The following is a 24,400-nucleotide window of genomic DNA, read 5'->3' on the forward strand; positions in this document are numbered from 1 at the left end:
GCGCACAGCGCGCCGTACCGCCCATCCGATCTATGCCGGGCGGGCGCCGACCTTATGCGACGTTTTCACGACAGTTTTGCGACAGCGTCCGGCGAGGCGAGCTCGGGAGCCGGGCGCGAGGGCTCGGAAACCACCCGGGCCATCGGGAAATAGACCCCGAACGTGGCCCCTTCGCCCTGCACGCTTTCCACCGTCATGCCGCCCCGGTGGCGGTTCATGATGTGCTTGACGATGGCCAGCCCCAGGCCCGTGCCCGAGCGCTCGCCGCTCTTCTGGCCCTCGACCCGGTAGAATCGCTCGGTCAGGCGCGGCAGGTGCTCGCGGGCCATGCCCGGCCCCCGGTCGCTGACCCAGAGCGACGCGTAGCGCTCCTCGACGGCGTGGTCGGGGGTCAGCAGCGACATGCGCGCGGCGGCCGGGTCGCGCGGCGCGGCGGCCATGTCGGCGGTCAGGCCCGAGAAAATCTCCACCCGCACCACGCCGTTGGCCGGGGTGTACTTGATGGCGTTGTCGACGAGGTTCTGGATCACCTGGACGATCTGGTCGCGATCGCCCTCGACCACGGCCGCGCCGCGCGGCGGCAGGACGGGGTCGAAGGTCACGGCCTTCTCCTTGCTCTGCGGGGCCAGGGCGTCCAGGACGTCGACCGTCGCCATGCCCAGGTCCACCCGGCCCAGCGGCGCGATGTGCTCGTTGAGCTCGATTCGCGACAGGCTCATCAGATCGTCGATCAGCCGCGCCATCCGCTCGGCCTGGGCCTGCATGATGCCCAGGAACTTGTCGCGCGCGCCGACGTCGTCCTTGGCGTGGCCGCGCAGGGTCTCGATGAAGCCCGACAGCGAGGCCAGGGGCGTGCGCAGCTCGTGGCTGGCGTTGGCCAGGAAGTCGGCGCGGGTGCGCTCGCTGCGGCGGGCGTCGGTCTCGTCGCTGAGAACCAGCAGGGCCAGGCGGGATCCACGCTCGTCGGCGCCCAGCGGCGCGCAGTGCGCCGCCCATTCCCGCCCCTGGGCTCCGCCGCCCACATAGTCGACCGAGCGCCGCACGCCGCCGAACAGGCTTTCGTCCACCGCCTCCAGCACCTGCGGGCTGCGCAGGGCCGAGACCAAGAGGCCGCCGCGCGGCTGCAGCTTGAACAGGTCCCGCGCCGCGGCGTTGGCGAACACGAACCGCCGGCCGGTCAGGTCGTCGGCCTCCTCGGCGGCGATCACCATCAGCGGATCGGGCAGGGTTTCGAGAATCAGGCCGAAGGGCGGCGGCTGGTCGACCAGGGCCGGCGCGGGGGCCGGGGCGGCCGAGTCGACGGACCTGTTCAACACCCGGCGCGCCAGGACATAGCCGGTCACGCCGCTGATCAGGGCCAGCGGAACGGCCGCCGCGGTGTTGGCCCCGCCCGCCGCCGCCAGCGCCAGAAGGGCCCCGGGCCCCGCGAGCACGGCTCCCCAGACGCCCAGGGGCGTGCTGACGGGCCCGTCGCGACGGGCTGACGAGGACGGCGAGGCCATCGGCATGCGGCAGTCTCGATTTCAACGAAGGGAGGATTCGGCGAACCAGATATGGCGCCCCGGGAACGCTTGCGATAGACCGTCAAACGCCTGGAAGCACGACGGCGGCGGAAAGCACCGCAATTTCGCCGCAACGTGCCGCAATCTGGGGTCTGGGTTTATCTCCGAGGTGTCGTTCGTAATGCAGCGCAAGGTCCTGGTCGCGACAGTCGCAACCGCTCCTCTACTGGCCATGGCGTTCGGCGCTTATGCTGAGACGGTCATCACCACCGCCCGTACGACGCCGATCGCCACCGCGACGGCGACGACCGGCGGCACGGCCGACGACGTCAAGATCGACACGGGCGGGGGCATCACCCTGACCACGACCGGTCCGCTGATCACGCTGAACAGCAACAACAAGGTCACGATCGGCGGCAACGGCCTGACCAGCGTCGGCGTCGACGGCTCGACGGGCGTCCTGATCCAGGGCGGCACGACGGGCTCGGTGACCAACAACGCCGCCATCAACCTGACCGAAGACTACACCCCGACCGACGACGACAAGGACGCGGCCGGCGCGGCCAAGCCGGACGGCGACCTGGACGGTCCGTTCGCCAAGGGCCAGAACCGTTACGGCATCCGCCTGGTCGGCCCCGGCGTCTTCACCGGCGACATCACCCAGGGCTCGACCGGCGCGATCACCGTCGAGGGCAACAATTCGGCCGGCATCTCGCTGGAGACCGGCCTGGTCGGCAACCTGACCACCGGCGGCACGATCAGCGTCCTCGGCGACAACACCTATGGCGTCCATGTCACGGGCCCGGTGACCGGCAAGGTCTCGATCAACGGCGGCACGACGGTGACCGGCCTGAACGCCACCGGCGTGGCGATCGACGGCGACGTCAGCGGCGCCTTCGTCGTCCAGGGCGGCGTGACCACGACCGGCTATCGCTACACGACGCGCCCCGGCACCAAGGAACTGCGCGCGATCCTCGACGCCGACGACCTGCTGCAAGGCGGCCCGGCGGTGCGGGTGACCGCCAATGTCGGCGGCGGCATCCTGCTGGACGCGCCCCCGCTCGACACCGACACCACCAAGACCGACGAGGACGGCGACGGCGTGCCCGACGCCAGCGAAGGCACCGCGGCCCTGGTCACCTACGGCGCGGCCCCGGCCCTGCTGATCGGCTCGAACGACCATGCGGTGACCATCGGCGCGGTGGGCACGGGCGACAACGCCTACGGCCTGATCACCAAGGGCGGCGTCACCGCCAACGGCGTGTACGACGGCATCGCCGCCACCGCGATCCAGATCGGCGGCAACGCCAACCAGACGACCACCGTCGCCGGCGGCGTGCGGATCGACAGCTCGGTCACCGCCACCGCCTACGAAGCCACCTCCACCGGCCTGCAGTTCAAGGCCGGCGCCAACGCGCCGACCGTGTGGAACAAGGGCGTGATCTCGGCCTTCAGCATCTCGGAAGGCCAGTTCGACTCGCGCGCCATCGCCATCGACGCCGGCTCCAACGTCACCACCCTGCGCAACGCCGGTTCGATCACGTCCACCATGGGCGGCGAAAAGGGCAATGCGTACGGCGTGATCGACAACGCCGGCACGCTGACCACCATCGAGAACACCGGCCGCATCTCGGCCTCGGTCGTTCCGACCGACGACGCCGACGACAAGGACGACGCCGACAACCTGGCCAGCAACGAAGTGGTCACCGGCAAGGCGATCGCCATCGACGTCAGCAAGAACACCACCGGCGTCACCATCACCCAGAACGGCGTCAACGACGGCGACGACGGGAAAGACGGGATCGCCGACGCGGACGCCGACGGCGACGGCGTGGACGACGCGGACGAACCGTCCATCCTCGGCAACGTCAACTTCGGCTCCGGCGCCGACACCTTCAACGTCCAGAACGGCATCGTGGTCGGCGACATCGCCTTCGGCGCCGGGGCGGACGTCCTGAACATCACCGGCGGCGGCACCGTGCTGGGCGGCTTGCGCGATTCGGACGGCCAACTGGCGATCAACGTCACCAAGGGCTCGCTGGGCCTGACCAACGCCGAGACCATCAACGCCAGCAGCCTGAACATCGGCGCGGACAGCCGGGTGGTGTTCACCGCCGACCCGTCCGCCAACAACGGCGCGGGCGCCAACACCCACATCGTGGTCTCCGGGGCGGTGAACATCGCTTCCGGCGCCCAGCTGGGCCTGCGGCTGACCAGCCTGCTGACGGCCCCGACCAGCTACACCGTCATCACTGGCGGCTCGCTGACGGCCGGCACGATCAACCAGGACCTGCTGGGCGGCACGCCGTACCTGTACGTGGCCAGCAGCCGGGTCGACACCAACAACGTCTATCTCGACGTCCGTCGCCGCACCTCGTCCGAGATCGGCATGAACCAAGCCCAGTCCTCGGCCTACGACGCGACCTTCGCGGCGTTGAGCAAGGACAAGGACATCGCCTCGGCCTATCTGACCCAGACGACCAAGGACGGGTTCCTCGGCCTCTACGACCAGATGATGCCCAGCCAGGGCGAGGGCTTCTTCGCGGCGATGCAGGACGTCACCCACGCGATCTCGCAGGCCACGTCCTTCCGTCCCGATCCGGGCGACCGCTACGGGCCTGACAGCCTGTGGATCCAGGAAATCAACACCCTGGTGCGGCGCGACACCGAAGACACCATGGGTTCCGACACCCAGGCCTTCGGCTTCGTCGGCGGCTACGAGGCCATGGGCGACGCCGGCGGCGCGCTGGGTCTGACCCTGGCCTATGTCAGCATCGAAGAGCACGACATCGCCGCCAAGGTGGGCGAACAGACCACCGGCAACTTCGTCCAGCTGGGCGGCTACTGGCGTCGGGCGATCGGCGGCTGGCGCATGAACATCGGCGGCGGCGGCGGCTACGGCTGGTACGACGGCGACCGGACGTTCAACACCGGAGACCTGAACGGCGACGGCGCCGCGGACGTCCAGCGCCACAACAGCGCCAAGTGGAACGGCTACACGTTCAACGCCTTCGCCGGCACGGCGTACGAGGCCAAGTTCGGCCGCTACTTCGCCCGTCCCGAAGCCTATCTCGACTACCTCTATCTGAACGAGGGCCAGCGCAAGGAATCGGGCGGCGGCGACGGCTTCGACCAGATCGTCCACAAGCGCAAGTCCAGCGCCCTGACCGGCGACGTCGGGCTGGTGTTCGGGGCCGACTACGGCCGCGACCTGTGGTGGCGTCCGGAAGTCCGGGTCGGCTATCGCCAGGTCCTGGCCGGCGAGATCGGCGACACCGTGGCCCAGTACACGGGCGGCGGCACCCCCTTCACCCTGGCCGCGGCCGGCGACAAGGACGGCGCGGTGACCCTGGGCCTGGCCCTGCGGGCCGGCACGCCGATGTCCTATCTGGCCATCGAGGCCAACGCCGAAGCCGCCAAAAAGCAGAAGCGCTACAATCTGAAGCTCACCGGCCGGGCGATGTTCTAGCCTCACGGCCGCCTCTGGACTTCAGCGGCGAATACAACGAACACTGATCAATAGGGCCCGCGCTTCGGCGCGGGCCCTTTTTCGTTTGGATTCCAGTAGCTTGACCATGCACGACGTAAGGGGCTGAAGGAAAACTCAAAGCCCCGCGCCCTTATCTCTATTTAACACGTAGGAATAATCGGCTTTTGTCCCAGTCAACGGCGACGCCGACCAAGGCGTCGAGAGGGGAAGACCATGACCAAGACCCAGACCGCCCTACGCACGGCCCTGATCGCCGGGGCCTCGCTGATCGCCATGACCGGCGCGGCGCATGCCCAGACCGCTCAGACGCCCGAGCAGCAGCAGGCCCGCATCGAGGCGCTCGAGGCCCAGCTCGAAGCCCTGTCCAGCCAGATCGCCGACCTGAAGGCCGCCACCGCCGCCAGCCTGAAGGACGTGCGCACCGCCCAGGCCGCCACCGTGGTCAGCGTCGCCAACGGCAAGCCGACGATTGCCTCGGGCGACGGCGCCTTCAGCGCCAACATCCACGCCGTGATGCAGCTGGACGCCACCTGGTACAACCAGGACAGCAACCTGCCGGCCTCGACCGTCGGTCGCGACCTGAACAGCGGCACCAACTTCCGCCGCGCCCGGCTGGGCGTCGACGGCAAGGCCTTCAAGAACTTCGACTACGGCGTGCTGCTGGACTTCGGCGGCTCGGGCACCGACGGCGCCGGCCAGCTGCAGGAAATCTACCTCCAGTACAACTACGCGCCGTTCAAGGTGAAGGTCGGCGCCTTCGCCCCGAACCTGGGCCTGGAAGACGCCGCCTCGACCAACGGCTCGCTGTTCCCCGAGCGCCCGGCCGCCGCCGAGGCCGCCCGCGGCCTGGCCGGCGCCGACCGCCGCATCTCGCTGCAGGCCCAGGCCGTCGGCGAGCGCTGGATCATCTCGGGCGCCGTGACCGGCGCCAAGGCCGGCGACGGCGCGACCTTCGACGAGCAGCTGGGCTATGTGGGCCGCGTCGCCTTCATCCCGTTCAAGGGCTATGACTGGCTGACCCATGTCGGCTTCAACGCCAGCCGGATCGCCCAGCCCGCCCAGATCGCCGTGGCCGGCGCCTATCCGATCACCGTGGAGGACCGTCCCGAGCTGCGCACCGACGGCACCCGCCTGGTCAGCTCCGGCGCCATCGATTCGTCGGGCGCCCGCCACTACGGCTTCGAATTGGCCGCCCAGAAGCAGAACTTCCTGATCCAGGGCGAGTATTTCGACATCGCCCTGGACCGCCGCAACAAGCCCGCCAACCTCACTGATCCGAAGTTCTCGGGCTGGTACGTCGAAGGCGGTTGGGTGATCACCGGCGAGGCCCGCAAGTACAACGCCGCCAACTTCGCCTTCGACGCCCCCGCCATCGACAAGCCGTTCGACCCGAAGAAGGGCCAGTGGGGCGCCTGGGAACTGGCGGCGCGCTACTCGGTGCTCGACGTCAACCACCACGAATATGCGACGGTCGCGGCCGACCGCGTCCGCGGCGGCGTGCAGGAAATCGCCACCGTCGGCGTGAACTGGTTCCCCAATTCGGTGACCAAGTTCTCGCTGGACTATCTGGACGTCGACGTCGACCGCCGCGACGGAACCGGCACGCTGATCGGCCAGAGCTACAAGGCCGTCAACCTGCGCAGCCAGTACGCGTTCTAAGGCCTCAGGCATGACCAAGCTTTCCGAAGCTCGGCGGCGCAACCTCTCCCGTCGCGACTTGGTCGCGGCGGGAGCCGGGGCCGCCACCGGCCTGGGCCTGCTGGGCGGCGCCAGCGCCGCCGCCAAGCCGCTGACCCTGTTGAACGTCAGCTACGATCCGACCCGCGAGCTCTACAAGGACATCAACGCCGCCTACGCCAGGTACTGGAAGGACAAGGTCGGCCAGGATCTGGTCGTCAACCAGAGCCACGGCGGGTCGGGCAAGCAGGCCCGGTCGGTGATCGACGGCCTGCAGGCCGACGTCGTCACCCTGGCCCTGTCCAACGACATCGACGAGATCGCCAAGCGCGGCCTGATCGCCAAGAACTGGCAATCGCGCCTGCCCGACAACTCCGCCCCCTACACCTCGACGATCATCTTCCTGGTCCGCAAGGGCAATCCCTGGAGGATCAAGGACTGGGGCGACCTGGTGAAGCCGGGGATCGACATCGTCACCCCCAATCCCAAGACCGGCGGGGCGCCGCGCTGGGCCTATCTGGCCGCCTGGGCCTGGGCCCTGAAGCAGCCTGGCGGCAACGACGCGACGGCCCGCGCCTATGTCCAGCAGCTGTACCGCCAGGTGCCGGTGCTCGACACCGGCGCGCGCGGCTCGCTGACCACCTTCGTCCAGCGCGGCATCGGCGACGTCCTGCTGACCTGGGAGAACGAGGCCCACCTGGCCCGCCAGGAGTTCGGCGCCGACAAGTTCGAGATCGTCTATCCGTCGATGTCGATCCTGGCCGAGCCGTCCGTGGCCGTGGTCGACCGCAACGTCGATCGGCACAAGACCCGGACGGTGGCGGAGGGCTATCTGAACTTCCTCTACAGTCCCGTCGCCCAGGACCTGATCGGCAAGAACAACTACCGCCCGCGCAACGCCGCGGCGGCCGCCAAGTACGCCAGCAAGTTCCCCAAGATTCCCCTGGTCACCGTCGACGGCCAGTTCGGCGGCTGGGCCAAGGCCCAGGCCCGGCACTTCGCCGACGGCGGCGTGTTCGACCAGATCTACAAACCCGGCGTTTAACCCTTTTCACGACCCACTTCTCACGCGAGCGACATCGCCATGACCCAAGATTTCAAGACCCCCACGCGTCGCGGCCTGCTGGGCTCGGCCACCGCCGGGGCCGCGGCCCTGGCCGTTCCCGCCGCCTTCGCCGGCTCGGCCCACGCCCAGGGCGTCAAGCCGCTGACCCTGTTGAACGTCAGCTACGACCCGACCCGCGAGCTCTACAAGGACATCAACGCCGCCTACGCCAAGTACTGGAAGGGCAAGGTCAACCAGGACCTGACCATCAACCAGAGCCATGGCGGTTCGGGCAAGCAGGCCCGGTCGGTGATCGACGGCCTGCAGGCCGACGTCGTCACCCTGGCGCTCGCCTACGATATCGACGAGATCGCCGCCAAGGCCAGGCTGCTGCCGGCCAACTGGCAGTCGCGCCTGCCCAACAACTCGACCCCCTACACCTCGACGATCGTGTTCCTGGTCCGCAAGGGCAATCCCTGGAAGATCAAGGACTGGGGCGACCTGGTGAAGCCGGGCATCGACGTGATCACCCCCAACCCGAAGACCTCGGGCGGGGCGCGCTGGAACTACCTGGCCGCCTGGGCCTGGGCCCTGAAGCAGCCGGGCGGCAACCCCGCCAAGGCCGAGGCCTTCGTCAAGACGCTGTTCGAGCACGTGCCGGTGCTGGACACCGGCGCGCGCGGCGCGACCACCAGCTTCACCCAGCGCGGCCTGGGCGACGTCCTGCTGTCGTGGGAGAACGAGGCGTACCTGGCGCAGGAAGAACTGCCGGGCAAGTTCGACATCGTCTATCCGTCGCTGTCGATCCTGGCCGAACCGCCGGTGGCCCTGATCGACAAGAACGTCGACCGCCACAAGACCCGCGTCGCGGCCGAGGGCTATCTGAACTTCCTCTACAGCCCCATCGCCCAGGACCTGATCGGCAAGAACCACTACCGCCCGCGCAACGCCCAAGCGGCCGCCAAGTACGCCGGCAAGTTCAAGTCGATCCCGCTGGTCACCATCGACGACACGTTCGGCGGCTGGAAGAAGGCCCAGGCCACGCACTTCGCCGACGGCGGCCTGTTCGACAAGATCTACAAACCCAAGTAGCGCGAACCTCCAGCGTCCTTCGGACCTGAAGACCATGGCGGCGGAAACCTCCTGCGAGGTTTCCGCCGTTGTGCATTTGGGCCAATGTCTGGAACCCGACCCGCCAGGCGGCGTTCAGGGAAACCACGGGGCATGTCAGCAAGTCGGGCGTCTTACGAATGACGGACATATTGCGGTCGGAACGCGCGGCGGAAGAACTGGCGGCCGAGCATGGGGTCGGCGATCCGTTCGCGGCGGCGATCCGCGCCGCCCGCATGGCGATGATCGTCACCAACGCGCGCCAGGCCGACAACCCGATCATCTTCGCCAACGACGCCTTCCTGGCCCTGACCGGCTATCATCGCGACGAGGTCATCGGCCGCAACTGCCGCTTCCTGCAGGGGCCCGACACCGATCCCACCAGTGTCGAGGCGATACGGCGGGCCATCGCCGACGGCGAGGATGTGGCCCTCGACATCCTCAACTACCGCAAGGACGGCTCCACCTTCTGGAACGCCCTCTACCTGTCTCCGGTGCGCGGCAAGACCGGCGAGATCGTCTATTTCTTCGGCTCGCAACTGAACATCAGCGACAAGAAGCGCGTCGAGTTCGAACTGGGCGACACCCGCGAGCGGCTGGAGGCTGCCGTCGCGGCCCGCACCGCCGACCTGACCCACGCCCTGCAGCAGAAGACCGCCCTGCTCCACGAGGTCGACCACCGGGTCAAGAACAACCTCCAGCTCATCTCGTCCCTGCTGCTGCTGCAGAACCGCCGCGTCACCGACCCGGCGGTCAAGAGCAGCCTGCGCGGCATGCTGGAGCGGGTCAGCGCCATCGCCACCGTCCACCGCCGCCTGTTCCAGAGCGAGGACGTCGAGCGCTTCGACGTCTCGGCCTTCGTGCGCGATCTGGTCAGCGACATGATGGGCGCGACGCGGCGCGACGACATCACGGTGCGCCTGGATCTGGAGCGGATCGACATCGCCGCGTCCAAGGCCGCGCCCCTGGCCCTGGTGATCAGCGAACTGTTCTCCAACGCCCTGCGCCACGCCTTTCCGCCGGAAGCGATGGAGGGCCGGACGGGCGAGGTCTTCGTCGGGATCAGCCGCCAAGACGCTGAATTCCGGATCGAAATCACGGACAACGGCGTTGGTGTGCAGAATTCCGCATCGTCGGGCGGATTCGGTCTGACCATTGTCCAGCTGCTTTGCCAGCAGCTGAAGGCGCGCTCCCAGACCACGCCCGCCGATCCTGGAACCCGTGTCGTGGTGCACCTGCCGGTCAATGGTGTTCATCACTGAGAAAGGCAGGATTTGGTGATGAACGAGCGTCCGCTCGACGTCCTGATCGTGGAAGACGAGGTTCTGCTGGCCACCGAGCTGGAGTTCCTGGTCGAGGAGGTCGGCTGCAACGCCGTCGGCCTGGCCATGAGTTCCGACGAAGCGGTGGCCATGGCCAACGACCTGCGCCCGGACCTGGCCCTAGTCGACGTCCACCTGCGCGACGGTCCCACCGGCGTCGAGGTGGTGCGCAAGATCCACGACGATTGCGGCGGCGTGGCGCTATTCATGACCGCCAACGTCAAGCGCCTGCCCGACGACTTCGCCGGCGCCTGCGGGGTGATCGGCAAGCCCTATTCCGAGCACGGCGTGAAGACCGCCCTGTCCTATCTGACGATCTGCCTGCGCGAAGGCCAAGCGCCCGGCCCGCCGCCGATCGGGCTGGAGCTGTCGCCGGCCTATGCCGAGCGCTGGGGCCTGAACGCCCTGCCGCACGCCGTCTAGAGCGTGAGCGCCAATCTCGCCGTCTCGGCCGTCGGCACGGCCGCCGCCCTGCTGTCGATCACCAGCTTCGCCCCGCAGATCGTCAAGATCTGGCGCGAAAAGGACGCCTCGTCGGTGTCGCTGCGGACCTATATCGTCACCGTCACCGGCTTTTCCTGCTGGATCGTCTACGGCGTGCTGATCAAGGCTTGGCCCGTGATCGCCTCCAACACCGCCTGCCTGCTCATGTCGGGGGCGGTGCTTGCGTTGAAGTGGCGGTTCAGCCGGCACGGTAAGTGACGCTGAACGCGTGACAGGGGGGGCGGGGTCCGCTATCGAGGCGCGCCTTTCGCCTTACAGGACCGCCGCCTTGACCGACGTCGCCGAGGAAGCGGGCTGGGCCACCGCCAAGACCCTGGCCGAAGCCCTGCCCTACATCCAGATCTACGACCGCGAGACGGTGGTGATCAAATACGGCGGTCACGCCATGGGCCAGGAGCAGGTGGCCAAGCTGTTCGCGGCCGACGCCGTGCTGCTGAAGCTGCTGGGCGTCCACCCCGTGGTGGTGCACGGCGGCGGCCCGCAGATCAGCCGCATGCTCGACAAGGCGGGCGTCAAGTCGACCTTCGTCGACGGGCTGCGCGTCACCGACGAAGCCACGATGGAAGTGGCCGAGATGGTGCTGTCGGGCGCCATCAACAAGGAAATCGCCAACTGGATCACGCTGGCGGGCGCTGAAGCCGACGTGCGCGGCGTGGGGCTGTCGGGCAAGGACGCCCGGATGATCACCGCCGAGAAGGTGACCCGCACCCGCAAGGATCCGGACAGCAACATCGAGCAGGCGGTCGACCTGGGCTTCGTGGGCGAGCCGACCAAGATCGACCCGCACATCATCCAGGCCCTGCTGACCTCGGAAACCGACTACATCCCGGTGATCGCCCCGATCGGCGTCTCGACCTCGGGCCAGACCTTCAACATCAACGCCGACACCGTGGCCGGCGCGCTCGCCGGCGCCCTGAAGGCCAAGCGGATGCTGATGCTGACCGACATCGCCGGCGTGCTGGACGGCGACGGCCAGCTGATCCGCCAGATGACCATCGCCGAGGCCCGCGGCCTGATCGAGAGCGGCGTGGCCAGCGGCGGCATGATCCCCAAGCTGGAGAACGCCATCCACGCCGTGGAGAACGGCGTCGAGGCCGTGGTCATCCTGGACGGACGCCGTCCCCACGCCATGCTGGTCGAACTGTTCAGCGAGCACGGCGCGGGTACGCTCATCTCGAAATGAGCGCGCCCGACCTGACTCACGTCGAGACGTGGCTGTTCGACCTGGACAACACCCTCTATCCGGCCGAGTGCGAGTTCATGGCCCTGATCGAGGGCAAGATGACCGACTTCATGGAGCGGACCACCGGCCTGCCCCGTGACGAGGCCCGGGCCATCCAGAAGCGCTACTACACCGAGCACGGCACCACCCTGGCCGGGCTGATGATGCATCACGGCCTGGAGCCCAAGGCGTTCCTGGACGAGGTGCACGACGTCTCGATGGACCGCCTGACGCCCGATCCGGCGTTGCGGGCGGCGATCGACGCCCTGCCCGGCCGCCGGCTGATCTTCACCAACGGTTCGCTGGGTCATGCCGAGCGGGTGCTGGGACACCTGGGCCTGGACCATCTGTTCGAGGACGTCTTCGCGATCGAGACGGCCGACTACCTGCCCAAGCCGGCCATGGCGACCTTCGAGAAGATCGTCGCCCGCCACGCGTTCGGCCCGCCCGCCACGGCCTTCTTCGAGGACAGCGAGAAGAACCTCGCCCCGGCCGCCCTGCTGGGCATGACCACTGTCCTGGTCGGCGCCCACGCGGCCGCCTCGACCGCCGATTTCGTCCATCACCGCACGCACGACCTCGCCGGGTTCCTGACCTCGGCGCGCCTGAAGGAAGCCTAAGATGACCGTCCTGACCCTCGCCGACCTGCAGACCGAAGTCGAAGCCGCTTGGGACGCCCGCGACGGCGTCTCCACCGCCACCACCGGCCCGGTGCGCACGGCGGTCGAGGAGACCCTGCTGATGATCGACGCCGGCAAGGTGCGGGTGTCCGAAAAGATCGACGGCGAGTGGACCACCCACCAGTGGCTGAAGAAGGCCGTGCTGCTGTCGTTCCGCCTGAACCCCAACAAGGTCATGCACGCCGGTACGCTGGGCGGCGCGGTGGGCCCGTGGTGGGACAAGGTCCCCAACAAGTTCGACGGCTGGGACGCTCCGCAGTTCGAGGCCGCCGGCTTCCGCGCCGTGCCCGGCTCGATCGTCCGCCGCGGCGCCTATGTGGGCAAGAACGTCATCCTGATGCCGTCGTTCGTGAACATCGGCGCTTACGTGGACGACAGCACCATGGTCGACACCTGGGTGACGGTCGGCTCGTGCGCCCAGATCGGCAAGCGCGTCCACCTGTCGGGCGGCGTGGGCATCGGCGGCGTGCTGGAGCCCCTGCAGGCCAACCCGACCATCATCGAGGACGACTGCTTCATCGGCGCCCGTTCGGAAGTGGTCGAGGGCGTGGTGGTCGGCGAGGGCTCGGTCCTGTCGATGGGCGTGTTCATCAGCGCCTCGACCAAGATCGTCGACCGCGCCACCGGCCAGGTCCACATGGGCAAGGTGCCGCCCTACAGCGTCGTCGTGCCCGGCAGCCTGCCCGACCCCAAGGGCGGCCCCAGCCTGTCCTGCGCCGTGATCGTCAAGACGGTCGACGCCAAGACCCGCTCCAAGACCAGCATCAACGACCTGCTGCGCGACTGATCCGCCGGCTTCGGACGGAACGCCCATGACCCAGACCCTGAACGCCCTGCGCCGCGGCGACCTGGCGGGCGCGCGCGAGCTTCGGCTGCGCGAGCCCGTGACGGAATTCCCGCGCGAGGTCTTCGATCTGGCCGATACGCTGGAGGTGCTCGACCTCAGCGGCAGCGTCCTGACCAGCCTGCCCGACGACCTGGGCCGGTTGGGCAAGCTGCGGGCGATGTTCTGCTCGGGCGCCCGGTTCGGTCGCCTGCCGCCCAGCCTGGGCGACTGCGCGGCGCTGAGCCAGGTCGGCTTTCGGGCCTGCGGCGTGCGCGAAGTCCCGGCCGAGGCCCTGCCGCCCCAGCTGCGCTGGCTGACCCTGACCGAGAACGCCGTCGAGGCCTTGCCCGAGGCGATCGGCCGGCGTCCCGCCCTGCAGAAGCTGATGCTGGCGGGCAACCGGCTCGAGACCCTGCCCGACAGCCTGGCCGACGCCGGCAACCTGGAACTGCTGCGCCTGTCGGCCAATCGCCTCGCGTCGCTGCCCGGCTGGTTCGCCGAGATGCCGCGCCTGGCCTGGCTGGCCTGGGCCGGCAATCCCTTCGATCACGGCGAGCCCGCCTCCAGCCGATCGGTCGCCTGGTCGGCCTTGCAGCTGGCCCGCCTGCTGGGCGAAGGCGCCTCGGGCCAGGTTCATGAGGCGCTGTGGGCGGACGACGGCGAAACCCGGTCCGTCGCCCTGAAGCTGTTCAAGGGCGAGATGACCAGCGACGGCCTGCCCGAGCGCGAGATGGCCGCCTGCCTCGCCGCCGGCGAACATCCGAACCTGACCGGCGCCCTGGGCCGGCTTGTCGATCACCCCGACCAGACCCAGGGCCTGCTGATGCGGCTGCTGCCGGCCGACTGGCGTGTCCTGGCCGGACCGCCCAGCCTGGAAACCTGCAGCCGCGACGTCTACGCCCCCGGCCTTCGCCTGGACCTCGACGTCGCCCTGCGGATCGCCCGCGACATCGGGATCGGCGCGGCCCACCTGCACGCCGGCGGCCTGTCGCACGGCGACCTCTACGCCCACAACACGCTGTGGGACGGACGGACCGGCGCGGCGGTGCTCAGCGACTTCGGCGCGGCCTCGTTCCTGCCGGACGGTCCCGGCGACGGGCTGGCCCGCCTGGACGTCCTGGCCTGGGGCCGGCTGCTGGGCGAACTGCTGGAGTTGGTCGACGGTCCCGCACCGTCCTCCGTCGAAGCTTTGCTGGCCGATTGCCTCAGCCCCGACGTTCGAACCCGGCCGGACCTGGCGCACGCCTTGGATGTTCTGAAGGCGACCTGAGCCATGGCTGGGGACATGCCCTTGCGGCGTGTCCCCAGCCCTATTCCGCCGGATAGGGCGTCCCGTCGCGATGGCGGTAGAAGTCCTCGCCGGCCCGCGCGACCATGTCGATGTCGGAATAGGTGCAGGTGTCCTGGTCGGGCCGGCGCGAGCCCATTTCCAGCAGCACCGCCTCGCGGTCCGAGCGGTTCTCCAGGTGATGGCCGTTGGCGACGCCGGCCTTGAACCCCGCGCAGTCGCCGGGCCGCAGGATCGTCTCGGCCCCGTCCTCGACCAGCACCACCTCGCCCTCGACCACCCAGACGAACTCGTCTTCCGCGGAGTGCCAGTGACGCTGGCTGCTCCATTGGCCGGGCGGCAGGCGCATCAGGTTGACGCCGAACTGGTCGAGTCCCGCGAGGTCGCCGAGGGCCCAGCGCCGCCGGCCCTGGCATGGCGCGTCATGGGGCGAGGGATAGTCGCTTCCGACTCGCGTGGGTTCGGCGGAAATGTCGATCTTGGGCATGGCGGCGTTCTCGGGTTTGCGTCGGGCGCCAGGGGAGCCTAAAGCCAGGACAATGACTGACAACAGCCTCTCCCTCGCTCTCGATCCCGTTGCGCTCGCGCAGGCCCTGATCCGCCGTCCGTCCGTCACCCCGGCCGACGAAGGGGCGATGGACGTCCTGCAGCGGCAGCTGGAGGCCCTGGGCTTCACCTGCCGCCGCATGAAGTTCGGCGAGATCGAGAACCTCTACGCCCGGCGTGGGACCGCCCGCCCCAACCTCTGCTTCGCGGGCCACACCGACGTGGTGCCGGTCGGCGACGACGCGGCCTGGACCGCCGGGCCGTTCGAGGCCGAGATCAAGGACGGCGTGCTCTACGGCCGCGGCGCGGTCGACATGAAGAGCGCCATCGCCGCCTTCGTCGCCGCCGTGTCGAACCTGCCGCGCGACCTGCCCGGCTCGCTGAGCTTCCTGATCACCGGAGACGAGGAGGGCGTGGCCGAGGACGGCACCGTCCGCGTCGTCCAGGCCCTGGCCGCCGAGGGCGAGGTCATCGATCACTGCATCGTCGGCGAGCCCACCAGCGCCAACCTGCTGGGCGACATGGTCAAGATCGGCCGGCGTGGCAGCATCAACGCCTGGATCGCCGTGGACGGCAAGCAGGGCCACGTGGCCTATCCGCACCGCGCCGCCAACCCGATCCCGGTGATGGTCGACATCCTCTCGCGCCTGCAGAGCCGGGTGCTGGACGAAGGCTATACCGGCTTCCAGCCCTCGAATCTGGAAGTCACCACGGTGGACGTCGGCAACACCGCCACCAACGTCATCCCCGCGAGCGCCAAGGCCCGGATCAACATCCGCTTCAACCCCGCCCACAAGGGCAAGGACCTGCAGGCCTGGATCGAGCACGAGTGCCGCGAGGCCGCCGAGGGCTTCTCGGGCCGGGTCGAGGCGCTGTGCAAGATCAGCGGCGAGGCCTTCCTGACCGAGCCGGGGGCCTTCACCGACGTGATCGTGGCCGCCGTCGGCGACGCCACCGGCCGCGTGCCCGAGCTCTCCACCACCGGCGGCACCAGCGACGCGCGGTTCATCCGCAGCCTCTGCCCGGTGGTCGAGTTCGGCCTGGTCGGCGCCACCATGCACGCGGTCGACGAGCGCGTGCCGGTCCAGGAGATCCAGGACCTGGCCAACATCTACCAGGCCCTGATCGGTCGCTATTTCGCGGCCTTCGCCTGATGGGGCGCGCCGCCCTGGCGAGTTGGCCCTTCTGGGCGCTGGCCTCGGCGGTGTTCGCGGCCCTGACCGCCGTCCTGGCCAAGGTCGGAATCGACGGGGTCGGCTCCAATCTTGCCACCTTCATCCGCACGGTGGTGATCCTGGGCTTCGCGGGCCTGATCCTGACCGTGGCGGGCGAGTGGCGCGCCCCGGGCTCGATCGCCCCGCGCTCCTGGCTGTTCCTGGTGCTGTCGGGCCTAGCCACCGGGGCCTCGTGGCTGTGCTATTTCCGCGCCCTGAAGCTGGGCGAGGCCGCCAAGGTCGCGCCGGTCGACAAGCTTTCCGTGGTGTTCGTGGCCATCATCGCCGCCGTGTTCCTGGGCGAGAAGCTGTCGCCGGTGAACTGGCTGGGCGTGGCCCTGATCGCGGCCGGGGCGGTGCTTGTGGCGGTGCGGATCTAGCGATGGACGAGCTTTCGATCGCCGACGTGCTGGCCGAGGTGGCCGTGCTGGTGAAGCCGTACTTCGGCCGGGGCCGCACCGCCGACTACATCCCCGAGCTGGCCGACGTTCCGCCCGGCAAGTTCGGCATGGCCGTGCGCCTGGTCTCGGGCGAGGAGGCGGTGGTCGGCGACGCCGACGAGGGCTTCTCGGTCCAGAGCATCACCAAGGTGTTCTCGCTGGGCCTGGCCCTGAACCGCTTCGGCGACGAGGTCTGGACCCGGGTCGGCAAGGAGCCGTCGGGCACGCCGTTCAACCACCTCTCCCAGCTGGAATCCGAGGAGGGCGTGCCGCGCAATCCGTTCATCAACGCCGGGGCCCTGGCGATCTGCGACCAGCTGATGGACGTGTTCAAGGACCCGCCGGCCCTGGTGCGCGGCTTCGCGGGCTTCCTGGCGGGCGAGAAGGTCGAGATCGACGAGGCGGTGGCGGCGTCCGAGCTGGCCAACGCCTGGCAGAACCGGGCCATCGCCAACCTGATGCGCGGCAAGGGCACGATCAGCCACGATCCCGAGGCCGTGGTCGCCGCCTATTGCCGCCAATGCGCCCTGACCATGAGCTGCCGCCAGCTGGCCCGGGCCATGCTGCCCCTGGCGGCCGGCGGCTTCTCGCCGATCGTCGAGGAGACGATCTTCCCCGAACGCCTGTCGCGCCGCCTGAACGCCCTGCTGCTGACCTGCGGCATCTATGACAGCGTCGGCAGCTTCGCCTACCGCGTGGGCCTGCCGGCCAAGAGCGGGGTCGGCGGGGGGATCGTGGCGATCGTCCCGGGCAAGGCGGCGATCGCCGTGTGGTCGCCGGAGCTGGACCGGTTCGGGACCTCGGTCGTGGGGACGGTGGCGCTGGAGCGGTTCACGCAGCTGACCAATTGTTCAGTGCTTTAGCTCACCCACTTGCCCCCACCTGACCGCTTCGCGGTCTGTCCGCCCCCATAGGGGGCGGAGGACGAAGGCGCGGGTCCTCTTCCCCCTCTGGGGGAAGACGGTCGCGAAGCGACCCGTAGGGGGCAAGTGCTAGCCGCACTACTCCCCCTCGTACCCAACCCCCGTCAGATACAGCCCGTCCGCCGGGGCCACCGGCCCGCAGGCCGTGCGGTCCTTGGCCTCCAGCGCGTCCCGCACGTCCTGAGCCGTCCAGCGCCCCACCCCGACCTCGGCCAGGGTGCCGGTCATCGACCGCACCTGGCGATGCAGGAACGAGCGGGCCTCGAACACCAGGTGGACCTCGTCGCCGACGCGGAACACCCGGGCCATGTCCAGGGTCTTAAGCGGCGACTTGGCCTGGCAGGCCATGTCGCGGAACGTCGTGAAGTCATGCAGGCCCACCAGCGCCTGGGCCGCCGCATGCATCGCCTCGGCGTCGATCGGCTTCTTGACGTGCCAGACCTTGCCCGCCTCCAGGGCCGGCGGGGCGCGGCGGTTGAGGATGCGGTAGAGATAGCGCCGCTCGTTGGCCGAGAACCGGGCGTGCCAGTCGCCTGACACCACCACGGCGTCGAGCACGCTGACCGCCTCGCGCACCAGGTGGGCGTTGAGGGCGTTCATCACCGTCTCGGCCGGCCAGTCGCGTTCCAGATCGACATGCACCACCTGGGCCGTGGCGTGGACCCCGGTGTCGGTGCGGCCGGCGGCGGCGATACGGATCTCCTGGCCGGTGAAGGCCTTCACCGCCGCCTCGATCGCCCCCTGCACCGACGGCTGCGAGGCCTGGGCCTGGAAACCGTTATAGGGCCGGCCGTCATATTCGATCGTCAGGCGGTAGCGGGGCATCAGGCCAGGACCGTTCCGGCGGAAACGGGGAAGCCGCGCAGGAACACCTCGGCGTCCTGGGCGCCCTTGCCTTCGCGCTGGGCCTTGAGCAGGCGGACGGCGCCGTCTCCGCAGGCGATCAGCAGGGCGTCGTCCAACGCTTGGCCGGAAGCCCCCTCGCCGTCCTCGACCCGCGACAGCAGGGCCTTCACCCGCACTGGCCCCTTTTCCGACGGAGCCTCGAACCACGCGCCCGGAAACGGCGACAGGCCGCGGATGTGGCGGTCGACCTCGGCGGCGGGACGAGTCCAGTCGATGCGGGCCTCGGCGGCCTTGATCTTCTTGGCGTAGGTGACCCCCTCTTCGCTCTGCGGCGTCTCGCGGGCCCCGCCGCGCTCGATGGCGGCCAGGGCGATGGGCAGCAGGCGCGAGCCGACGGCGGCCAGCTTGTCGTGCAGGGTCCCGGCGGTCTCCAGGGCGTCGATCCGCACCTGCTCGCCCATCAGCACCGGACCTTCGTCGAGGCCCACGCTCATCCGCATCACCTGGACGCCGGTCACCGCGTCGCCGGCCATGATCGCGCGCTGGATCGGCGCGGCGCCGCGCCAGCGGGGCAGCAGGCTGGCGTGCAGGTTGAAGCAGCCCAGGCGCGGGGCGTCCAACACCTCGGCGACCAGGATCTGACCGAAGGCCACCACCACGGCGGCGTCGAGGTCGAGCGCCTGGAAGGCCTGGATCTCCTCGGCCGTCTTCATCGAGACCGGGGTCCGCACCGGCAGGCCCAGGCTCTCGGCGAAGGCGTGGACCGGCGAGGGCTTGAGGTCCTGCCCACGGCCGCGCGGGGCGGGCGGCTGGGAATAGACGCAGGCGATCTCGTGGCCGGCGGCGACGAGCTCGGCCAGGCAGGCGACGGAGAAATCGGGGGTTCCGAGGAAGGCGAGGCGCATGGCGGACGTTTAGACGGCCCGGCCCTCATTAGGAAGGCGGGGTGCGACAGAGTCGGAACCTTCACCATGGATCGCCGTTCTATGAACGACCCCTATTTCCAGGAGGAAACGCCATGCGCTCCATCACCCTGATCGCCGCCGCCGGCTTGGCCGCTCTTTCGCTGGCCGCCTGCTCGGACGAGCACGCCACCCAGATCAAGGAAGGCGCCAAGGCCGCCGGCAGCGAGATCAAGCAAGCCGCCACCGACATCAAGAACGACCCCGACGTGAAGGAAGCCGGCACGGCGCTGAAGGAAAGCACCGAGGAAGCCGCCGCCGACGCCAAGGTCGCGGCCGGCGAGGCCGTCGACAAGGCCAAGGAAGCCGGCGCCAAGGCCGGCCAGGAAACCAAGGAAGCGGCGGCCGACATCAACGCCGACGCCAAGAAGGCCGGCTCGAACGCCAAGAAGGAAGTCCACGAGGCGACGCGATAAGGCTCAGGCCGGGGACATGCACTCGTGCGTGTCCCCATCGCGTTCACGGTGGTTTGGAGAATAGTCCCGGCGCCAGCGCCACGGTTTGGGGACACGCACGAGTGCATGTCCCCGGCGGTTAAGCCGCCCGGCGCGCCTTCTTGACCTTGGTGATGGCCCGGTCGCGCTTCAGGCGCGACAGGTGGTCGATGAACAGCACGCCCTTCAGGTGGTCCATCTCGTGCTGGATGCAGACCGCGAACAGCTCCTCGGCGTCTTCCTCGACCGCTTCGCCCTTGTAGTTCAGGTAGGCGATCTTGACCTTGGCCGGACGCTCGACGGCGTCGTAGACCTCGGGCACCGACAGGCAGCCTTCCTCGTACGAGAACAGCTCCTCGGACTCCCAGGTGATCTTCGGATTGACGAAGTAACGGGGGGCCGGCTCCTCGCCCTCGCGGGCCAGGTCCATGACGATCACATTGACCAGCTCGCCGACCTGCACGGCCGCCAGGCCGATGCCGGGGGCGTCGTACATCGTCTCCAGCATGTCATCCATCAGCGCGCGCAGGGCGTCGTCGACGGCGGACACGTCCTTGGAGACTTGCTTCAGAATCGCCAGATCGGCGGCGTTATCGACGGTGAGGATGCGACGGATGGCCATAACGACAGTCAGGTAAGGTCCGCGCGGTTCAGCGTCAAGGCGACGGAAGGGCGCGGCCCGGCCGGCCTCAGGCGGTCAGGACCATGGCCAGGACCTGATAGGCCGACACGCCGATCGCGCCGAGCAGGATCAAGGCCGGACCGCCCAGGGCCTTGGTGCGTGCGCTGAGCAGCTTGTCGAAGCGCTCGGCGTCCACCGCCCGCTCGATCCTGGCCTTGCCGTACGACGTGCTGATCAGGACACCCGTGCGCCGCGCGTTCAGCACGGTCAGGCCTTGGGACAGCAGCATGTAGAGCGACGCGATGACGGCGCCGGCGCAGGCCAGGAAGATCATGCCGTCAGGCTATGGCTTAGCTTGCAGGCGCGCAACCGGCGCCTCATCCGCCGCTTCGCTCGTCGCCAGCTTGATCAGCGGCCGCACCGAGCCCTCGACAGGCCCCAGCTCGCCGATCTCCTTGCCCTCGTGATCGACCGACAGGTCCTCGAAGCGGCGAGCCTGGGTCAGGACCTGGCTCTCCAGTGACCCGACGAACTGGTTGTAGCGGCCGACCGCCGCCTCCAGCGCCTTGCCGACCGAGCCGGCGTGGGCGCCCATCACGGCGATGCGCTTGTAGAGCTCGCGGCCCACCGCGACGATGGCGGCGGCGTTCTTGGCCTGGTCCTCGGCCCGCCAGCCATAGGCGACGGCCTTGCAGAGGGCGAACAGGGTGGTGGGGGTGACCAGCAGCACGCGGCGGTCCATGGCCTCGGTCATCAGGTCGGGCAGGCGGTCCAGGGCCGCGGCCAGGAAGCCGTCGCCGGGCACGAACATGGCCACGAAGTCGGGCGAGCCCTCGCCGGCGAACTGGTCCCAATAGGCCTTGGCCGACAGGCTCTGCATGTGGGCGCGGACGCTGGCGGCGTGGCGGGCCAGGGCGCTTTCCTTCAGGTGCTCCTCGACGGCCTCCTGGGCCTCGAGGAAGGCGTTCAGCGAGCACTTGGCGTCGATCACGAACACCCCGCCGCCGGGCATTTTCACCTTCACGTCGGGGCGGCGGCGGCCCTCGTCGCTCTCGACGCTGAACTGCTCCTCGAAATCGAAGCGGTTGTTGAGGCCGGCGGCCTCCAGCACGTTGCGCAGGGTCTGCTCGCCCCAGCGGCCCTGGACGCCGGCCCCGCGCCGCAGGGCGGCCGACAGCTTGCGGGCCTCGAACTGGGTGGCGGTCGAGGCCTCCATCAGGGCGGCGATCTGTGCCTTGAGGCCGCCGGTCTCCTCGGCGCGGGCCTTCTCGACGGCGGTGACCTGGGCCTCGAACTTGGCCAGGGTCTCGGCCACGGGCTTGAGCTGGGCTTCCAGGCGCTGCTGGCTCAGCAGTTCGCGGCTCTTGAAATTCTCTTCGGTGCGCTTGATCAGCGCCTCCGCCACCGTGTTGGCGGTCATGGTCGCCTGCTGGGCGGCCTGGGCGCGGATCAGCTCGCCCTGGGTGGCGGTCTGGTCCTCCAGCAGCCGGGCCCGCTCGTCGGCCTGGACCAGCCTGGCGTTCAGCTCCCAGGCCTTGGCCTCGGCGGCGGCGGCGCGGCGCATGGCCCAGACGGCGACCGCCGCGGCGGCGAGCGCCACGACCAGCAGGACCAGGGCGAGGATCAGGAACGGATCGGAGAAGTTCATGCTCCGTTCTTAGCGGGAGTCGCCGGTTCTAGGAAGTAAGGTCGCGCGGCCTCGAAATCCGGGCGCGGGCGGTCTAGACCCTCGGCTTCGCTACGAGAGAGGTCCTTCATGTCCCGGCTTTGGATCATCGGACCGGGCGCGGTCGGCCGGACCCTGGGCCGCTTGCTCCACGACCGCGCCGGCTTCGAGATCGCCGGCCTGATCGGGCGAGACCTGGACCGCGTGGAGGCGGCGCGGGGCTTCATCGGCCAGGGCCAGGCCCTGACCTTCGCCGATCCGATCGCGATCGAGGCGGGCGACGTGGTCATGATCTCGGTCGGCGACGGCGCGATCGACGAGACGGCCGCCTGGCTGGCGCGGACCGTCGACCCGGCGGGCCTGGTCGTCTTCCATTGCAGCGGCGCGCGGGACCTGGCCCCGCTGGAGCCCCTGCGCCAGGCCGGGGCGGCGGTCGCGGCCCTGCATCCGGTCAAGGCCTTCGCCGACCCTGCCCGCGAGATCGCCACCTTCGACGGGGTGGTCTGCACCCTGCAGGGCGACGCCGAGGTCGTGGCGCGGCTTGCGAAAGCGGTGACGGCCGTCGGCGGCGATCCGGTCGTCCTGCCGCAGGATGTCGACCGGCGGCTCTATCACGCGGGGACGGTGTTCTCGTCGAACTACCTGGCGGCCCTGGTCCAGTCGGCGCTGGACTGCCACGCGGCGGCGGCGATCGACGAGGCGGCCAGCCTGCGCATCCTGACGCCCATCCTGCGCGACGCCCTGGCCGCGATCCTGGACCGCGGACCGGTCCAGGCCCTGACGGGTCCGATCGCGCGGGGGGACGCCGTGACGGTGGAGGCGCAAATCGAGGCGATCTCGGCCGTGGATGCGGATTTGGCCGGGCTCTATCAGGCGCTGGGGCGGCGGACGGTGGGATTGGCGCAAAGGAAGACGCCGGAGCTGAATCTGGCGGGGGTGGAGAAAGTTCTCACGACCTAACCTCATCCACCGTCATTCCGGGCGCAAGGCCCGGAATGACGGCTGAAATGAGAGTGACCTAAGCCGGCCGCCGCGCCCGCAACGCCTGGGCGATCGTCCCGTCGTCCAGCCAGTCGAGGTCGCCGCCCACCGGCACCCCGCGCGCCAGCATGGTCACCGACACGCCGGTCGGCGCCAGGCGGTCGGCCAGGTAGTGGGCCGTGGTCTGGCCGTCGACGGTGGCCGGCAGGGCCAGGATGACCTCGGCGATCTCGCTCGCGTTCGCCCGGCCCAGCAGCTCGCCGACCCGCAGCGCTTCGGGACCGATCCCGTCCAGGGCCGACAGCAGGCCGCCCAGCACGTGGTAGCGGCCCTTGAACGAGCCCCCGCGCTCCATGGCCCACAGCGAGCCGACCTCCTCGACCACGCACAGCAGGCGGTTGTCACGGGTGGCGTCCGAGCAGATGGCGCAGGGATCGGACGTGTCGAGCGAGCCGCACACCGAGCAGGTGCGCACCTTGGCCTGGGCGTCGACCAACGCCGCCGTCAGCGGCGCCAGCAGGGTGTCGCGCTTCTTCAGCAAGGCCAGGGCCGCGCGCCGACCCGAACGCGGACCCAGGCCCGGCAGCTTGGACAGCAGCGCGATCAGGCGCTCGATCTCGGGTCCCGCGGAGGCGGCCATCAGGGCTTGGCGACCCGCGTGACCTGCGAATAGACCACCCGCCACTGGCCGTCGCGCTTGGCCCAGGTGTCGACGAACCGGACTACCAGGGCGAAGCGCTGGCCGCCGTCCACGCCCGTCATGTTGACCCGGCCGCCCAGCAGGGCGGTGTCGCCCAACACCTTCTCGACCGGCTCCTCGATCGTGAACGGGTCCAGCTTGAAGCCGGGCGTCACGTAGTCGGCGATCAGCTTGGCCTTGTCCTGGACCTGGCCCGCGCCGTTGACCAGCACGTAGTCGTCAGCCACCAGCCGCTCCAGCGCCGCGCGGTCGCCGTTCACCTGGGCCGCGTCATAGGCATGGGCGGCGGCGGCCAGGTCGGCCGGCAAGGGCGCGGCGAACGCGGCCCCCGGAGCGGTCAGCGCCAGGGCGAACATTCCCAGGGCGATCGGGGCGGTGCGAAGGTGGAGCATCGGAGTCT

The 24,400-nt window shown here is 69.5% G+C and carries 25 protein-coding genes; 16 read left to right on the forward strand and 9 right to left on the reverse strand.

Features of this window, described 5'->3' with window-relative positions:
- Positions 1-65: 65 nt before the first annotated feature.
- Positions 66-1,508: a sensor histidine kinase gene (locus AC1DMQ_RS06835; RefSeq protein WP_477032797.1), complete on the reverse strand. Its 1,443-nt coding sequence runs from the start codon at positions 1,506-1,508 to the stop codon at positions 66-68.
- A gap of 175 nt (positions 1,509-1,683) precedes the next feature.
- Here AC1DMQ_RS06835 and AC1DMQ_RS06840 point away from each other — a divergent pair, with 175 nt between their 5' ends.
- The 11 genes from AC1DMQ_RS06840 (at position 1,684) to AC1DMQ_RS06890 (ending at position 14,648) form a co-directional block, all read left to right on the forward strand.
- Positions 1,684-4,971, forward strand: coding sequence for an autotransporter outer membrane beta-barrel domain-containing protein (locus AC1DMQ_RS06840; RefSeq protein ID WP_477032798.1), 3,288 nt, complete (start codon positions 1,684-1,686; stop codon positions 4,969-4,971).
- A 234-nt stretch (positions 4,972-5,205) separates the two neighbouring features.
- Entirely contained in the window at positions 5,206-6,651 is a 1,446-nt protein-coding gene (locus AC1DMQ_RS06845) for an OprO/OprP family phosphate-selective porin (protein WP_477032799.1), read from the forward strand.
- Between the two features lie 10 nt (positions 6,652-6,661).
- Entirely contained in the window at positions 6,662-7,714 is a 1,053-nt protein-coding gene (locus AC1DMQ_RS06850; protein ID WP_477032800.1) for a sulfate ABC transporter substrate-binding protein, read from the forward strand.
- Positions 7,715-7,753: 39 nt separating this feature from the next.
- Complete coding sequence (locus AC1DMQ_RS06855) at positions 7,754-8,806, forward strand: sulfate ABC transporter substrate-binding protein (RefSeq protein ID WP_477032801.1); 1,053 nt, start codon at positions 7,754-7,756, stop codon at positions 8,804-8,806.
- 158 nt (positions 8,807-8,964) lie between these two features.
- Entirely contained in the window at positions 8,965-10,086 is a 1,122-nt protein-coding gene (gene lovK / locus AC1DMQ_RS06860) for a photosensory histidine protein kinase LovK (RefSeq protein ID WP_477032802.1), read from the forward strand.
- A gap of 18 nt (positions 10,087-10,104) precedes the next feature.
- On the forward strand, positions 10,105-10,569 hold the full coding sequence (locus AC1DMQ_RS06865; protein ID WP_477032803.1) for a response regulator: 465 nt from the start codon (positions 10,105-10,107) through the stop codon (positions 10,567-10,569).
- Positions 10,570-10,572: 3 nt separating this feature from the next.
- Positions 10,573-10,848 (forward strand): SemiSWEET family sugar transporter, encoded by a 276-nt coding sequence (locus tag AC1DMQ_RS06870; RefSeq protein WP_477032804.1) that lies wholly within the window; start codon positions 10,573-10,575, stop codon positions 10,846-10,848.
- Between the two features lie 70 nt (positions 10,849-10,918).
- Positions 10,919-11,833, forward strand: coding sequence for an acetylglutamate kinase (gene argB / locus AC1DMQ_RS06875; protein ID WP_477032805.1), 915 nt, complete (start codon positions 10,919-10,921; stop codon positions 11,831-11,833).
- Entirely contained in the window at positions 11,830-12,492 is a 663-nt protein-coding gene (locus AC1DMQ_RS06880; protein WP_477032806.1) for a pyrimidine 5'-nucleotidase, read from the forward strand. Before argB ends, AC1DMQ_RS06880 begins: the two co-directional genes overlap by 4 nt.
- Before the next feature lies 1 nt (position 12,493).
- Positions 12,494-13,339 (forward strand): 2,3,4,5-tetrahydropyridine-2,6-dicarboxylate N-succinyltransferase, encoded by an 846-nt coding sequence (gene dapD / locus AC1DMQ_RS06885; protein ID WP_477032807.1) that lies wholly within the window; start codon positions 12,494-12,496, stop codon positions 13,337-13,339.
- Positions 13,340-13,364: 25 nt separating this feature from the next.
- Positions 13,365-14,648, forward strand: coding sequence for a leucine-rich repeat-containing protein kinase family protein (locus AC1DMQ_RS06890; RefSeq protein ID WP_477032808.1), 1,284 nt, complete (start codon positions 13,365-13,367; stop codon positions 14,646-14,648).
- A 40-nt stretch (positions 14,649-14,688) separates the two neighbouring features.
- Here the strand turns inward: AC1DMQ_RS06890 and AC1DMQ_RS06895 are convergent, their stop codons facing one another.
- Entirely contained in the window at positions 14,689-15,153 is a 465-nt protein-coding gene (locus AC1DMQ_RS06895) for a cupin domain-containing protein (protein WP_477032809.1), read from the reverse strand.
- 52 nt (positions 15,154-15,205) lie between these two features.
- Here AC1DMQ_RS06895 and dapE point away from each other — a divergent pair, with 52 nt between their 5' ends.
- The 3 genes from dapE to AC1DMQ_RS06910 are packed head-to-tail and all read left to right on the forward strand — an operon-like array spanning position 15,206 to position 17,729.
- Positions 15,206-16,366: a succinyl-diaminopimelate desuccinylase gene (gene dapE, locus AC1DMQ_RS06900; RefSeq protein ID WP_477032810.1), complete on the forward strand. Its 1,161-nt coding sequence runs from the start codon at positions 15,206-15,208 to the stop codon at positions 16,364-16,366.
- Complete coding sequence (locus AC1DMQ_RS06905; RefSeq protein WP_477032811.1) at positions 16,366-16,806, forward strand: EamA family transporter; 441 nt, start codon at positions 16,366-16,368, stop codon at positions 16,804-16,806. The genes dapE and AC1DMQ_RS06905 overlap by 1 nt, the downstream gene beginning before the upstream one ends.
- A gap of 2 nt (positions 16,807-16,808) precedes the next feature.
- Positions 16,809-17,729 carry a glutaminase gene (locus AC1DMQ_RS06910; protein ID WP_477032812.1) on the forward strand — a complete coding sequence of 307 codons (921 nt, stop codon included), beginning with the start codon at positions 16,809-16,811 and terminating at the stop codon, positions 17,727-17,729.
- Between the two features lie 138 nt (positions 17,730-17,867).
- Here AC1DMQ_RS06910 and truA read toward each other — a convergent pair whose 3' ends face one another.
- Entirely contained in the window at positions 17,868-18,614 is a 747-nt protein-coding gene (truA, locus tag AC1DMQ_RS06915) for a tRNA pseudouridine(38-40) synthase TruA (protein WP_477032813.1), read from the reverse strand.
- On the reverse strand, positions 18,614-19,540 hold the full coding sequence (fmt, locus tag AC1DMQ_RS06920) for a methionyl-tRNA formyltransferase (RefSeq protein WP_477032814.1): 927 nt from the start codon (positions 19,538-19,540) through the stop codon (positions 18,614-18,616). Before fmt ends, truA begins: the two co-directional genes overlap by 1 nt.
- 113 nt (positions 19,541-19,653) lie before the next feature.
- Between fmt and AC1DMQ_RS06925 the strand changes: the two genes are divergently transcribed.
- Positions 19,654-20,013, forward strand: coding sequence for a cell surface protein (locus AC1DMQ_RS06925; RefSeq protein WP_477032815.1), 360 nt, complete (start codon positions 19,654-19,656; stop codon positions 20,011-20,013).
- A 118-nt stretch (positions 20,014-20,131) separates the two neighbouring features.
- Here AC1DMQ_RS06925 and def read toward each other — a convergent pair whose 3' ends face one another.
- From def to AC1DMQ_RS06940, 3 genes are all read right to left on the reverse strand, one after another.
- A complete protein-coding gene (def, locus tag AC1DMQ_RS06930; protein WP_477032816.1) occupies positions 20,132-20,653 on the reverse strand; it encodes a peptide deformylase in 522 nt (173 codons plus the stop codon).
- A 67-nt stretch (positions 20,654-20,720) separates the two neighbouring features.
- Positions 20,721-20,987: a hypothetical protein gene (locus tag AC1DMQ_RS06935; protein WP_477032817.1), complete on the reverse strand. Its 267-nt coding sequence runs from the start codon at positions 20,985-20,987 to the stop codon at positions 20,721-20,723.
- A 9-nt stretch (positions 20,988-20,996) separates the two neighbouring features.
- On the reverse strand, positions 20,997-22,301 hold the full coding sequence (locus AC1DMQ_RS06940) for a DNA recombination protein RmuC (protein WP_477032818.1): 1,305 nt from the start codon (positions 22,299-22,301) through the stop codon (positions 20,997-20,999).
- A gap of 108 nt (positions 22,302-22,409) precedes the next feature.
- On the opposite strand from AC1DMQ_RS06940, the gene AC1DMQ_RS06945 reads away from it, so the two are divergent.
- The gene (locus AC1DMQ_RS06945) at positions 22,410-23,279 is read left to right on the forward strand and encodes a Rossmann-like and DUF2520 domain-containing protein (protein WP_477032819.1); all 870 of its coding nucleotides are present in this window, start codon (positions 22,410-22,412) and stop codon (positions 23,277-23,279) included.
- Between the two features lie 58 nt (positions 23,280-23,337).
- On the opposite strand, the gene recR is transcribed toward AC1DMQ_RS06945, so the two are convergent.
- Positions 23,338-23,940, reverse strand: a complete 603-nt coding sequence (recR, locus tag AC1DMQ_RS06950) for a recombination mediator RecR (RefSeq protein WP_477032820.1) — start codon at positions 23,938-23,940, stop codon at positions 23,338-23,340.
- A complete protein-coding gene (locus tag AC1DMQ_RS06955) occupies positions 23,940-24,392 on the reverse strand; it encodes a nuclear transport factor 2 family protein (RefSeq protein WP_477032821.1) in 453 nt (150 codons plus the stop codon). Before AC1DMQ_RS06955 ends, recR begins: the two co-directional genes overlap by 1 nt.
- Positions 24,393-24,400 lie beyond the last annotated feature (8 nt).

This window comes from Caulobacter sp. 05L422, from assembly GCF_056397765.1.